Below are 13,848 nucleotides of genomic sequence, written 5' to 3'. Positions count from 1 at the left end.
GTTCAGGTGGGCGACCGCCGTCAGGCGGCGGCCACCTCCTCGGTCCTGAATGAAACCATTGTCTGGACCACCTCCTTTCCCTTGACGAAGACGACGCTACGCCCGGGCCCGGAGGGGCCGCAACGGGTTTTCTACAGTTCTTTCAGTGCCGCGGCGAAACGGTCGGCGAGCTCGCCGACCTCGTCGGTCGTCATGACGAACGCAGGCGAGATCTGCAGCGCGCCCTGGCCGGCCGCACGGCCGCTCACACCGTGCTCACGGAGCTTGCCGATGGCGGCCATCGCCTTCGCCGGGTCAGCCAGCTGGACCGCGGTCACCGCACCGAGACCCGTTCGGACCTCGGCGACCGAATCGAGCTCGGCGAGCGGCGTGAACGCCTGCGCGAGATCGGATTCGAGGCGGTTCGCGCCGTCGAGCAGGTTCTCGCGCTCGATGATGTCCAGGTTCGCCAGTGCAGCGGCGGCCGACGCGTTGTGGCCACCGTAGGTGTAACCGTGGCGGAACCAGGTTCCACCGGCGAAGAAGGGCTCAGCCACGCGGGGCGACACGATGAGGGCGCCCATCGGGACGTAACCGCTGGTCAGACCCTTCGCGGTGGTGATCATGTCGGGCTGCAGATCGAAGCGGGCCGACGCGAACCACGCACCGCCGCCGATACGGCCGAAACCGGTGACGACTTCGTCGACGATGAACAGGATGTCGTGCTCACGGCAGATGTCGCGCACCTCGGCCAGGTAGCCGTCCGGCGGCAGGTACACGCCGCCGGCACCGATGATCGGTTCGACGAAGAACGCCGCGATCTTGTCCGCGCCGATGCGCTCGATGAGGCCGAGGAGGCTCTTCGCATCGTCCCAGTCGACGGTCTCGGTGTCGGGGATGATCTCGCCGTAGCCCTCGGCGTTGAGCGGGATGCCGGCAAGCGAGGTGCCCGCCGCATGCATGCCGTGGTACGCCTTGGTGCGTCCGACCGCGATGGTCTTGCCGGGCTTCCCCTGCTCCACCCAATAGCGACGAGCGAGCTTGTAGGCGCTGTCGACGGAATCGGAGCCACCGAGGGTGAACATGACCTTCGACCCCTCGACCGGGGCGATGGCGGCTACGCGATCGGCCAATTCGATCGTCACATCGGACGCGAGGTCGCCGAAGTTCGAGTAGTGCGCGATCGTCGAGAGCTGCTTCGCAACCGCCTCGGCCACCTCGGTACGACCGTGGCCGATGTTGGTGAACCAGAGGCCCGCCGTGGCGTCGAGGTATTCGTTGCCCTTGTCGTCGTAGATGCGCGTGCCGTCACCTCGGGTGACGACGAACGGACCGCTCGCCGTGACCGCGCCCATGTCTGCAAAACCGTGCCAGAGTGAACCCATGCGTCAAATATCGCACGAGGCGACCGATCGCCGCCCGTCGGTACCGTGAATCCCATGATCATCTGGGTCAACGGCGCATTCGGGTCCGGGAAGACGCACACTGTCCACGAACTGCATCGCAGGCACGGACGGGGTCACATCGCAGATCCCGAGATACTCGGTTACGCGATGCACAAGATGCTGCCTGCGTTCGCACGCACCGACTTCCAAGACCTGCCTCAGTGGCGAGCGGGCGTCGCCGACACTCTCCAGCAGTCGGCTGCCGCAGGTGACGAGCCGGTCTTCGTGCCGATGACAGTCGTCGACCCTCGGTACTTCGATCAGACGGTGGCCGAACTCCGTCGCCGCGGGATCGACGTCCACCACTACGCGCTCATCGCGAGTCGAGAGACGCTCGAACGCCGCCTGGCCTCACGGGTGTCGACGCTCGGCGCTCGGCTTCTCGGCCGAGACGAGTCGTGGGCTCACGCTCAGATCGACCGATGTCGGACTGCGCTCGCCGACGATTCATTCGGTGTGCACGTCGAGACCGACGATCTCACACTCGACGAGGTCGTCGAAGCCATCGCAGCGGACGTCGGCCTGCCACTGACGCGGAACCGGCTGTCACGACCGGCCGCGGCGGTCCGTCGAGCTGAGGTCGCCGTACGGCACATTCGCTTCTGACCTGCCACGTCAGGCGCTCGGCGCCTGTCCCTCGGCCAGTTCGGCGAGCCGATCGACAGACGCGGCGAGCTTGTCTACCGTCGTCGCCTTCGCGCGCGCCTGCCGGGTGGTGTCGTGCAGTTCCGTCCAGTCGTACGTGTGCGTCACGACGGCGCCACCGTCGGTCGGCGTCACCTCCCACCGCCAGAGGTGCCCGGGACGCGGTGCGTCCACCGGAGACGGCTGCCATGCGACGAGCCGCCCCTCGGTGAACTCGACGACGTGATTGCGGCGCACGTCGCCGGTCGTCAGAACGGTGTCGAAGGTGTCGCCGACGGCATGGATTCGCTGGCCGGGGGCCGCACTCCGCAGATTGTCGTTGCCGTCCCATTCCGGTTGGCGTGTCGGATCGGCGATGAGGTCGAAGATGACCTCGGTTGGAGCGGCAACCGTTCGCTGGGCGGAGATCACGCGTCGTGAGTCATTCGTCATGACCGACACCTCACCAGTCACGCGACGGCATGGCAACGGTTCGACCCAGCACGCACGTAGGATTGACGGATCATGTCGTCGACGCTGACCATCACTTATCCGCCCGAGCTGCCCGTCAGCGCCTGCCGCGAGGACATCGCCGAAGCGATCCGTGATCACCAAGTGGTGGTGATCGCCGGCGAGACGGGATCGGGCAAGACCACTCAACTCCCGAAGATCTGCCTGGAGATGGGGCGAACGTCCATCGGCCACACGCAGCCGCGGCGCATCGCAGCGACGTCGGTGGCGCGGCGCATCGCCGACGAACTGCAGACAGAGATCGGCGACGCAGTCGGCTACCAGGTGCGGTTCTCCGACAAGAGTTCGAAGAACACACAGATCAAGGTGATGACCGACGGCATCCTCCTGCGTGAGATCACGACCGACCCGCTACTTCGTCGATACGACACGCTGATCATCGATGAGGCTCACGAACGCAGCCTCAACATCGACTTCCTGCTCGGATATCTGAAGCAGCTCCTACCTCGCAGGCCCGACCTGAAGCTGGTCATCACGTCGGCGACTATCGAACCCGATCGATTCGCCAAACACTTCGCGGGGCCGGACGACGCGGTCCCCATCATCGAGGTCTCCGGCCGGACGTATCCCGTCGAGGTGCGCTATCGCCCCCTCGCGACCGACGACGAGGACCACGCCGACCTCGACCAGATCGCCGCTATCGAGGCCGCCGTCCGAGAACTGTGGTCCGGCGGAAACGGCGACATCCTGGTGTTCCTCCCGACCGAGCGCGACATCCGGGAGACCGCGGACACGCTCGGCCGACGACCCGACGTGGAGGTCGTCCCCCTGTACGCCCGGCTCTCGGTCGCGGAGCAGCACAAGGTGTTCAGCCCGTCTGACGGCCGTCGCATCGTGTTGGCGACCAACGTCGCCGAGACATCGTTGACCGTGCCGGGAATCCGCTACGTCATCGATTCGGGAACCGCACGCATCTCCAGGTACTCGACGCGGACGAAGGTCACGCGGCTCCCCATCGAGAAGGTGTCGCAAGCGAGCGCTCGTCAACGCGCCGGACGCTGCGGTCGTGTCGCCCCGGGCGTGTGCATTCGCCTATACGCCGAGGACGACTTCGACGCACGCCCCGAGTACACCGATCCCGAGATCCTCCGCAGCAACCTCGCCGCCGTCATCCTGTCCATGCTGTCGCTGAAACTCGGCGACATCGCCGATTTCCCGTTCGTTCAGCCGCCCGAGTCGCGGGCGATCCGAGACGGCATGGCCTTGCTGTCCGAGCTCGGCGCCGTCACCGACACCGACTCCGCCTCGGCTCGACTGACCAAGGTGGGTCGGACGCTCGCACGGCTTCCCGTCGACCCGCGACTCGGCCGTATGCTCGTGGCCGGTCACGAGAACGGCTGCCTCGATCACGTCTTGGTGATCGCCGCGGCTCTCGCGCTGCCCGACGTACGAGAGTTCCCGTCCGACAAGCGCGACGCCGCCACCGCCGCGCACAAGAAGCACGCGGTCCCCGGCTCGGAGTTCCTCGGTCAGGTTCAACTGTGGTCGTACCTGCAAGAACAGCGCTCCGCACTGTCGAGCAATCAGTTCCGACGACAGTGCGAACGCGAATTCATCCACTTCTTGCGCGTCCGCGAATGGATCGATCTGCATCGCCAGCTGACCCGCACGGTCCGCGACCTCGACTGGCAGGTTCCGACTACCGAGGTCGATGCGACAGCGATCCACACGTCCCTGCTCACCGGACTGCTCACGAACATCGGCGCGCGCCAGGGCGACACACGCGAATTCCTGGGCACCCGCGGTACGAAGTTCGCAATCTTCCCCGGATCGTTCCTGTCGTCGAAGCCGCCCGCATTCGTGATGGCCGCCGAACTCATGGAGACCTCCCGACTGTTCGCGCACACAGTCGCGACGATCAACCCGGAATGGGTCGAGGCGGCCGCCGGCGACCTCGTGACCCGCACGTACAGCGAGCCGCACTGGTCCACCCGCCGAGCCGCGGTGATGGCCTACGAGCGTGTGAGCCTGTACGGGGTGCCGCTCGTCGTGCAGCGCCGTGTGCACTACGGGCCCATCGACCCGAAGACATCCCGCGAGATCTTCATCACCGAGGCCCTCGTCGGCGGAAAGTGGCGCAGTCGGCACGCCTTCGTCCGCCACAACGCCGACATCATCTCCAGCGCGGAGGACCTCGAGCACCGAACACGACGCCGAGACCTCGGCCTCTCGGACACAGAGCTCTTCGACTTCTACGACGCGCGCGTCCCGGCGAACGTCGTGTCCGCACGGCACTTCGACTCGTGGTGGAAGAAGGCGGGCCGAGCTGATCCGACGCTGCTGAACTTGTCGGTCGACATGCTCCGGTCTGACGATGGTCCGTCCGCGGCAGATTTCCCCGAGGCCTGGCAGCAGGGCGAGACACGCCTCGAGTTGCGATACAACTTCTCCCCCGGAGCACCGGACGACGGTGTCACGGTCGTCATTCCGCGCGCACTGCTCTCCCACGTCCACGACGGCGGTTTCGACTGGTTGGTGCCGGGCATGCGCAGTGAGCTCGCGACAGCGCTGATCAAGTCTCTCCCCAAGGGCTTGCGCAAGTCGATGTCACCCGCGCAGCGGTACGCCGATCTCGCCCTCGACCAGCTCACGCCTCGCTCGGAGGCGTTGGTTCCGGCGCTCGCGCGAGAGCTATCGTCGATCACCCGCATGTCGCTCGGTCCTCGCGATTTCCGCCCAGACACCCTGCCCGACCACTTGCGGATGCACTTCGCCGTCGTCGATGATGCGAACGGCGCCGTCATCGCTCGAAGCGGTCGTCTCGGCGACCTCCGCTCGCAATTCGCCCCGGCCACCGCGAGTCCCGCCGCGGACGACGCCGTCTACACCACCTGGGCATCCGACGGCATCGGAACTCTCGACGACAGTCGAGTGCAGACGCTCGCAGGTCAGCAGGTGACGCGGTACCCGACACTCCATGTGATCCCCGGCCGCGGCGTCCGGGTCACCACCGTCCCGAGCCCGGTGGCACGTGACGCTGGTATCACCGCAGGCGTCCGTGAACTGCTGACGCTGGCGATCGCCCCGCCGAGCCGGAAACTCGCTTCGTCGTTGCCTCCTGCACGCAGACTCGCGCTCAGTCAGAGCCCGTACCAAGACGTCGACGCACTGCTCGCGGACTGCACACGGCGGGCAGTGGCAGATGTCCTCGCACGCGAGACCACACTCGGCGACCTCCGCAGCCCCTCCGACTTCGCGGCCATGTCCGGTCGGATCGCACCGACGGTGCGCTCGTTGGCACCCGAGTACTTCGACCTCGCAGTCGCGACGCTCGCGGAGTACTCCGAGCTCCGGCGCACCATCGATTCGCGCACGGGCTCGCTCGCAGCGGACGACGTCGCCGATCAGGCAGCCAATCTCGTGTTCGACGGATTCATCGCCGTCACTCCAGGGTCGGCGCTTCGATCACTGCCGCGTTACCTGACGGCTGCACGGCTCCGCCTGGAATCACTCCCCGGCTCGGCCGCGCGCGACAATCAGGGCATGGTCGTCGTCGACCGCGTGATCGCTGCATGGAATCAGCGGCTGGCGCAGGTACCGGAGGCTCGACAAGATGCCCTGAACGATCTCGTCCAGTGGCAGTTGGAGGAACTGCGAGTGAGCCTGTTCGCACAGCAGCTCGGCACTGCGGGCCCGATATCCGAGAAACGGGTGCTCAAGGCAATCACTCAGTTCTGAGGGAGTCAGACGCGCTCGCGGAGCTCGTTGATCTCCTTCTGGAAGTCGTCGGCCGATTCGAACGACTTGTAGACCGAGGCGAACCGCAGGTAGGCGACCTCGTCGAGGTCACGGAGCGGACGCAGGATCGCGAGTCCGACCTCATTACTGGGGATCTCGGCCGAACCGAGGCCGCGCACAGTGTCCTCCACCTGCGAGGCGAGTTTGGCGAGTGCGTCTTCGTCGACACTGCGGCCCTGACACGCCCGGCGGACGCCCTTCATGACCTTCTCGCGACTGAAAGGCTCGGTGATACCGTTCCGCTTCACAACGGACAGCACTGCCGCCTCGACTGTGCTGAAGCGTCGACCGCATTCCGCGCATGACCGACGGCGGCGGATCGCCAAGCCGTCATCGGCAACGCGGGAGTCCACCACTCGTGTGTCGTCGTTCTTGCAGAACGGGCAGCGCATCCCCCGATGATAACGTCCGTCGCACTCAGGTCAGTACGCGGGAGCCACCAGCGACTGACTCACGCGGAGACCTGAAGTCTCCAGCCCGTTCATCGCACGCAACTGTGCAACGACGCCCGCAGCGGGCAGCTCCGGCGCTATCCGGCGTGCGACGTCAGTCAACGACTCACCCGACCTGACGTGAATCACTTGAGTCGCCGCCGGAACATCCGACGTCGCGGCATCCTGATACGAACCACCGATGATCGCAAGGATCCACACCGCGCCGGCCAAGACCGCACCGAGAAGCACCGCACCGACCACCCGACGACGACGGAACACGGCCTCGATGTTCGAACGGTTCGTCATCGCTGCGGCCCCGGCCGAACGGGAGGCTCGACCGGACCGGACGACGCCACGATCACGCGCCTCCCACTGAGCCTCCGGCTCGTGCTTGAGCGAATCGACACCCGCCGATCGCCGTCGCCCTCGTCCCGTCGGACGGCACACGTCTCCATCCACACGCGGAGTCGTGTGATCGATCCGACGCGCCTCGACGAGCGGGATATCGCAGGTCATCGCTGCAACACGCGCATTCTGGGGTCCGCGAGCGATACCGGCTGCGGGGCGGGTGATCAGTGCCTGACTCATCGGAGCCTCCTGTTCGATCAACTGTTCGAAGAACCTTTGTTCGATAGTTAACACCATGGGTCTGACAAAGTCAGCAACACGTCGAACAATTGTTTGAAATCTGTGATCCAGTCGACTAACGTCGAGGTCAGTTCACACGCGATGTTCGAATGGAAAGGACCGATGATGGCGGACAATCCAGATCCCCTGCTCTCGACCTCCACCCTGGAGGCGTCGCTGACTCAGCGTCAGCGTGAAGTGCTCGAGGTGATCCGGAAGTCGGTCCGGGAACGCGGCTACCCGCCGAGCATCCGCGAGATCGGCGAAGCCGTCGGCCTCACGTCGACATCGTCGGTGGCACACCAGTTGCGCACACTGGAACGCCGCGGCCTGCTCAAGCGCGATCCTCATCGTCCGCGTGCGGTGAACGTCCGCGACGACAACCGCACTCCCCCTGCCGACGAGTCCTCGGAGTCGCTGCCGACACCGACGTTCGTGCCAGTGCTCGGCCGCATCGCCGCGGGCGGTCCGATCCTCGCCGAGCAAGCAGTCGAAGAAGTGTTCCCGATGCCGAAGGAACTCGTCGGCGACGGCTCACTGTTCATGCTCCGGGTGGTCGGCGAGTCGATGATCGACGCCGCCATCTGCGACGGCGACTGGGTCGTCGTCCGTCAGCAGAACGTCGCAGAGAACGGCGACATCGTCGCCGCCATGATCGACGGCGAGGCCACGGTGAAGACCTTCAAGCGCAAGGACGGCCACGTGTGGCTGCTCCCTCACAACGAGCACTTCGAGCCGATCCCCGGCGACGACGCCGCGATCCTCGGCAAGGTCGTCACGGTGATGCGTCGCATCTGACGCATCACCGCTTGTGGTCGGCGCCCCTCGTCAGGCGCCGACCACCGCGCGTGCAGCGTCACGCGCGCCCGACGCGCTGGTCGCCGCGAGCGCTGCGGCCGCGGCCTCACGGCACTGCTGCAGGGTCACGCCGCCCAGCTTGAGTCCAACGGCGGCCGACGCCGCGGGGGCCGATGACAGGGATCGCACACCGAGCCCGACCAGGACGCAGGCCAACAACGGATCTGCCGCGGCCTCACCGCAGACACCGACGGACTTGGCCTGCTTCTCTCCCGCCTCACCGATCATCGCGATGAGCGCGAGGACAGCGGGCTGCCACGGATCGGTGAGCGATGCGAGCTCCGGCGACATGCGATCGGCCGCCATCGTGTACTGGGTCAGGTCATTGGTCCCGACCGACACGAAGTCGACTTCGGCCAAGATCTTGTCGGCCAGTATCGCCGCGGAGGGCACTTCGATCATGACGCCGGGGACCATGCCCCGATCACGGACCTGACCGGCGAATTCGCGAGCCTCGTCGACGGTTGCGATCATCGGCGCCATCACCCACGGAACAGCTCCCGCCCCTTGCGCCGCGGCTGCGAGCGCATCGAGCTGGCCGTTCCGGATCTCCGGGTACGTGGAGACGATCCGATTGCCTCGGACGCCCATCGCCGGATTCGGCTCGTCGGCGCTGGCGACGAACTTCAGCGGCTTGTCCGAGCCGGCGTCGAGAGTTCGAATGACCACTTTCTGTCCATCGAATGCGTCGATGACCTCGCGATACAGCGCGGTCTGCTCTTCGAGCGTCGGCTCGGTCGCGCGGTCCAGAAATGCGAGCTCCGTGCGAAACAGGCCGACTCCCTGGACTGGCGCCTCGGCCGCGGCTCGCGCCGACACTCCGTCGGCCACATTCGCGAGAATGAGCACCGGCTCACCGTCGGCCGTGGCACCGGGACCCCGCCAGGCGGCGACCTTCTCCGACTGCTCCCGCGCCGCCGCGATCGCGGCTGAGATCAACGCGTCGTCGGGATTGATGCCGATCGTGCCCGTTGCGCCGTCGACGTACCCGTGTGCTCCGGTGGGGATGTCGTCGAGATCGGCCGCCGCGACGATGCACGGGATGCCGAGCTGACGCGCGATGATGGCCGTGTGACTGCTCGGTCCGCCGAGCCGCATCGCCAACCCCACGACCAACGCAGGATCGAGCCCTGCGGTGTCCGCCGGCGCGAGATCGTCGGCGCACAAGATGGACGGCACCTCGGGTGTCGGGATGCCCGGCTCCGGAAGGCCGAGGAGTTCGGCGATCACGCGGTCACGGACATCGCGCAGGTCGGTCACCCGCTCGGCCATCAGACCACCGAGTTTGGTGAACATCTCGACGAACTGTTCGGTGGCCGCCGCTGCGGCGGCCGGCGCCGGTCTGCCTGCGGCGATCAGCTTGGACGCCGCACCGATCCATCCTCGATCGCGCGCGAGACCCGCTGTCGCAGTGAGGACTTCAGCAGAGACGCCGGTGCTGTGTGATGCCCGGTCGGAGAGCCGTGCAGCCACGACAGTCGCGGCGTCGACGAAACGGGTGGTCTCGGACTCACGCTCCCCCTCGGCGACGGGCGCGGCTGCTGCGTCGTACGTGGGCCGCTCGCCGACGCGGATGATCGGGCCGTACGCGAGCCCTCCGACCACCGGAGTTCCGGTCACGACTGAGCTGGCGGCGAACGGATTGTCTGCGGACTGCACGGGCGCGGCATCGATCTTGGTCATGTGAGAGAGATTACAAGAAGTCCTTGACGCCCCCGACAGTACGGGAGTAAACAAAGATGTAATCCAAGTAAATACAGATGAATCAACACGCCAGCACGTAGCTGACCAGGAGTAGTCACATGTACGCCGAAGAACGCCAACAAGCGATCGCGAACGAGGTCCGCCAACGCGGCCGCGTGTCCGTCGCCGAGTTGGCGGAACGATTCGCGGTCACCGGCGAAACCGTCCGTCGCGACCTCGCAGTACTGCAGCGTTCCGGCAGCCTGATGCGAGTGCACGGCGGAGCGGTGCGGCTCGACGTCGCCGCCGTCGTCGACGAACCGGACCTCCCGTCGCGAGAGGCCGCGCGGCAGTCCGAGAAGGCGGCGATCGGCGTCGCGGCGCAACGCTTCCTGCCTGCCACCGGAGGCTCGGTCCTCTTCGACGCCGGTAGCACCACGTACCAGGCCGCGACCGCGGTGAGCGGCGACGCGCGCCTGCAACTGGTCACCAACAGCGTTCCGATCGCATCGTCGCTCACCGGTCTGTCACGGTCGACGGTCCTGCTGATCGGGGGCAGGCTCCGACCGAAGACACAGGCCGCCGTCGGAGCCGACGCCGTCGAGGCGTTCGCACGACTGCATGTGAGTGTCGGGTTCATCGGCACGAACGGGCTCACCGCGGATCACGGCCTGTCCACTCCGGACTCCGACGAAGCCGCGACCAAACGAGCGATGATCGCCTGCTGCGACCGCGTCGTCGTGTTGGCCGACTCGACGAAGATGAACCGCCAGGAACTCGTCGGCTTCTCCGGCCTGGAGAACATCGACGTCCTCATAACCGACGCCGGGATCGACCCGGCGCTCGTCACCGAACTGACCGAACACGACATCGAGGTGGTCGTCGCATGATTCTGACAGTCACAGCCAATCCGAGCATCGATCGCACGGTCCAGCTGGACGGGCCTCTGATACCCGGCGGCGTCCACCGACCGGTCGGCGTCGTGGACCAGCCCGGAGGGAAGGGCGTGAACGTGGCCCGAGTCGTCGATGCCGCAGGCCTGCCGACGATGGCGGTGGTGCCCGCGCATGCGGGCGACGCGTTCGTCCATCACCTCGAACGAGCAGGCCTGCCGCACAGCGCTATCGACGTGGCCGGGGACGTACGGGTGAACCTGACGATCGCCGACCCCTACGGTGTCACCACTAAGATCAACGCACCCGGTGCGGATCTCGACAATGCAGAGGCGCGGTCCCTGATGACGGCGATCGTCGAGCGCGCCTCCCACGCGGACTGGCTGGCACTGTGCGGCTCTCTTCCCCCTGGTCTGCCCGCAACCTGGTACGCCGACGTCATCGGCGCACTTCGCGGCGTCGGGGTGCACATCGCGGTCGACACCTCGGGCGCACCTCTGCATCATGTGGCGGCCGCGGGCCCGGATCTGATGAAGCCGAACTCCGAGGAGCTTGCGGAACTGACCGGCGCCGATCCCGGCGCACTCGAGTCCGCCGCAGCCGATGGCGACCCCTCGGCCGCGGCACTCGCATCGATCTCCCTCGCCGGGTCCACCGGCGGAGCGGTCCTCACCACTCTCGGCGGGGCCGGGGCCGTCCTCGCGGTCGGAGGCGAAGCCTGGTTCGCGTCGGCGCCCCAGGTGCGGGTTCGGAGCACCGTCGGAGCAGGCGACGCCTCCCTCGCCGGCTATCTGATCGCCGAACACGCCGGTGCCGGCCCTGCCGACCGGCTGGCCCGGGCAGTCGCATACGGCTCTGCAGCCGCGTCACTGCCGGGAACCACACCGCCGACACCCGGCCAGCTCGACCACGCAGGCATCACCGTCACCCGTCTCTAAGATCCCCTCCCCCGTCCCACAGCAAGGTAGAAGACAATGTCTGATCCCATCATCGCTCCATCACTGGTGCTGCTCGACGCCGACGCAGGCGCCGACACCGAGGCCGTCGTCCGCACTCTCGCGGCGCTCGTCGGTGAATCGGGCCGCTCCGCCGACCCGTCCGATCTGATCGCAGGTGCACTCGCCCGAGAGGCGAGCTCGCCGACCGGCTTGCCCGGCGGCATCGCGATCCCCCACGCTCGCGCGGAATCGGTCACCTCGGCGACTCTTGCGATGGCCCGACTGTCCCGCCCCGTCGACTTCGGCGCCAAGGACGGACCGGCGGACATCGTCTTCCTGATCGCCGCACCCGCCGGGGCCGGCAGCGAGCACATGAAGGTGCTCAGCGCCCTCGCACGGGCTCTGGTCCGCCCGGAGTTCGTCCAGAGTCTGCGGGACGCGCCCGACGACGCCACGATCGTCTCGCTCGTCACCGACGCCGTCACCCCCAAACCCGTGGCACCGACACCGACTCCGGAACCTGCGCCCGCGCCGACCGGCAAGACGTCGATCCTCGCGATCACAGCCTGTCCCACCGGCATCGCCCACACCTACATGGCCGCCGACGCCCTCAAGCTCGCCGCCGAACGGGCCGACGTCGACTTCGCCGTCGAGACGCAGGGGTCCAGCGGGACAACACCGTTCACCGCGGCGCAATTGTCCGCTGCGGACGCAGTGATCTTCGCGACCGACGTCGGAGTCAAGGGCCGCGAGCGGTTCGCCGGCAAACCGGTGATCGAGTCGGGAGTCAAACGCGCGATCAACGAACCCGACACCATGATCGGCGAAGCGGTCGCGGCATCCACCGACCCGCACGCACGTCGAGTCGCTGCCGGAGACGGTGCCGACGACACGGGTGAGACGAACGACGGCGGCATCGGTGTCGGAGGTCGACTCAAGCAGGCTCTCCTGACCGGCGTCAGCTACATGATCCCGTTCGTCGCGGCGGGCGGTCTGCTCATCGCCCTTGGGTTCCTGATCGCCGGATACGAGATCGGCAACTCCCACGGCGACTCCGGTTTGTCGAACGGAGCGTACGTCGCGCTCAACAACACCCTCTGGGATCTCCCACCGGGTGGGCTCGCCGAGTACATCGGCGGCGTCAGCTTCGCTGTGGGCGGCGCAGCGATGGGTCTGATGGTCGCGGTTCTCGCCGGCTACATCTCCTATGCGATCGCCGATCGGCCCGGCCTCGCACCCGGTTTCACCGCCGGTGTCATCGCCGTCACGGTCGGCTCCGGATTCATCGGCGGAGTCGTCGGTGGTCTGATCGCGGGTGTCGTCGCGCTGTGGCTCTCCAAGCTGCCGCTTCCCCAGTGGGCGCGCGGCCTGCAGCCGGTGGTGATCATCCCGCTGCTAGGCACCCTGGTCACCGGCGCCGTCATGTACATGCTGCTCGCAGGCCCCCTGTCGTGGGTGAACACGTCACTCGAGGACGCCCTCAACTCGATGTCGGGCAGCTCCAAGGTGATCCTCGGCATCGTCATCGGCTTGATGATGTGCTTCGACCTCGGTGGACCGGTCAACAAGGCCGCATACGCGGTGGGCGTGGCCGGACTCGCCGCGGCCGACGCCGGCGCGGGCCAGTGGCAGTTCATGGCGGCCGTGATGGCCGCCGGCATGGTGCCGCCGCTGGCTCTGGCGCTCGCGACCACTCTCCGTCCGAGTCTGTTCACCGAGCCCGAGCGGGAGAACGGCAAGGCGGCATGGCTGCTCGGCGCGTCGTTCATCTCTGAAGGCGCCATCCCGTTCGCCGCGGCGGACCCGTTGCGCGTCATCCCGTCGATGATGCTCGGCGGCGCCGTCACCGGCGGACTGTCGATGGCCCTCGGCGCAGAATTGCGCGCCCCGCACGGCGGCGTCTTCGTACTATTCGCGATGAACGGAACGTGGTGGAAGTTCCTGATCGCTATCCTCGTTGGCATGGTTGTCTCCGCGTTCGCGGTGATCGCCGCCAAGCAGATCAAGCCACGCGCCACCGACGACGCAGCGGACACCGCTCCCGCCGCCGCCACCGCCTGACTCCGACTCCGCTTGACCCTGAAGTACAACAATCCGA

General features: G+C 67.0%; 11 protein-coding genes. 6 read left to right on the top strand and 5 right to left on the bottom strand.

The features are described from left to right. Nucleotides 1-131 precede the first annotated feature (131 nt). Nucleotides 132-1,364, bottom strand: a complete 1,233-nt coding sequence (locus JVX90_RS06890; RefSeq protein WP_205331647.1) for an aminotransferase class III-fold pyridoxal phosphate-dependent enzyme — start codon at nucleotides 1,362-1,364, stop codon at nucleotides 132-134. Between the two features lie 54 nt (nucleotides 1,365-1,418). Between JVX90_RS06890 and JVX90_RS06885 the strand changes: the two genes are divergently transcribed. After that, nucleotides 1,419-2,030, top strand: a complete 612-nt coding sequence (locus JVX90_RS06885; RefSeq protein ID WP_205331646.1) for an AAA family ATPase — start codon at nucleotides 1,419-1,421, stop codon at nucleotides 2,028-2,030. Nucleotides 2,031-2,039: 9 nt separating this feature from the next. Here the strand turns inward: JVX90_RS06885 and JVX90_RS06880 are convergent, their stop codons facing one another. Then, entirely contained in the window at nucleotides 2,040-2,501 is a 462-nt protein-coding gene (locus tag JVX90_RS06880; RefSeq protein ID WP_205331645.1) for an SRPBCC family protein, read from the bottom strand. Nucleotides 2,502-2,573: 72 nt separating this feature from the next. Here JVX90_RS06880 and hrpA point away from each other — a divergent pair, with 72 nt between their 5' ends. Then, entirely contained in the window at nucleotides 2,574-6,257 is a 3,684-nt protein-coding gene (gene hrpA, locus JVX90_RS06875) for an ATP-dependent RNA helicase HrpA (RefSeq protein WP_205331644.1), read from the top strand. Between the two features lie 5 nt (nucleotides 6,258-6,262). On the opposite strand, the gene nrdR is transcribed toward hrpA, so the two are convergent. Both nrdR and JVX90_RS20545 read right to left on the bottom strand, forming a co-directional pair. Next, nucleotides 6,263-6,709, bottom strand: a complete 447-nt coding sequence (gene nrdR, locus JVX90_RS06870; protein WP_205331643.1) for a transcriptional regulator NrdR — start codon at nucleotides 6,707-6,709, stop codon at nucleotides 6,263-6,265. 30 nt (nucleotides 6,710-6,739) lie between these two features. After that, nucleotides 6,740-7,339, bottom strand: coding sequence for a LysM peptidoglycan-binding domain-containing protein (locus JVX90_RS20545; RefSeq protein ID WP_240194081.1), 600 nt, complete (start codon nucleotides 7,337-7,339; stop codon nucleotides 6,740-6,742). Between the two features lie 165 nt (nucleotides 7,340-7,504). Between JVX90_RS20545 and lexA the strand changes: the two genes are divergently transcribed. Continuing rightward, a complete protein-coding gene (gene lexA, locus JVX90_RS06860) occupies nucleotides 7,505-8,176 on the top strand; it encodes a transcriptional repressor LexA (protein WP_205332308.1) in 672 nt (223 codons plus the stop codon). A 30-nt stretch (nucleotides 8,177-8,206) separates the two neighbouring features. On the opposite strand, the gene JVX90_RS06855 is transcribed toward lexA, so the two are convergent. Further along, on the bottom strand, nucleotides 8,207-9,919 hold the full coding sequence (locus JVX90_RS06855) for a putative PEP-binding protein (RefSeq protein WP_205331642.1): 1,713 nt from the start codon (nucleotides 9,917-9,919) through the stop codon (nucleotides 8,207-8,209). Between the two features lie 119 nt (nucleotides 9,920-10,038). Here JVX90_RS06855 and JVX90_RS06850 point away from each other — a divergent pair, with 119 nt between their 5' ends. The 3 genes from JVX90_RS06850 to JVX90_RS06840 are packed head-to-tail and all read left to right on the top strand — an operon-like array spanning nucleotide 10,039 to nucleotide 13,811. Next, nucleotides 10,039-10,809, top strand: coding sequence for a DeoR/GlpR family DNA-binding transcription regulator (locus JVX90_RS06850; protein WP_205331641.1), 771 nt, complete (start codon nucleotides 10,039-10,041; stop codon nucleotides 10,807-10,809). Beyond that, complete coding sequence (locus JVX90_RS06845) at nucleotides 10,806-11,750, top strand: 1-phosphofructokinase family hexose kinase (RefSeq protein ID WP_205331640.1); 945 nt, start codon at nucleotides 10,806-10,808, stop codon at nucleotides 11,748-11,750. The genes JVX90_RS06850 and JVX90_RS06845 overlap by 4 nt, the downstream gene beginning before the upstream one ends. A gap of 36 nt (nucleotides 11,751-11,786) precedes the next feature. Beyond that, on the top strand, nucleotides 11,787-13,811 hold the full coding sequence (locus tag JVX90_RS06840) for a fructose-specific PTS transporter subunit EIIC (protein ID WP_205331639.1): 2,025 nt from the start codon (nucleotides 11,787-11,789) through the stop codon (nucleotides 13,809-13,811). Nucleotides 13,812-13,848 lie beyond the last annotated feature (37 nt).

The organism is Gordonia sp. PDNC005, assembly GCF_016919385.1.
Lineage (GTDB): Bacteria > Actinomycetota > Actinomycetes > Mycobacteriales > Mycobacteriaceae > Gordonia.
This window is presented reverse-complemented; position numbering and strand designations above follow the sequence as displayed.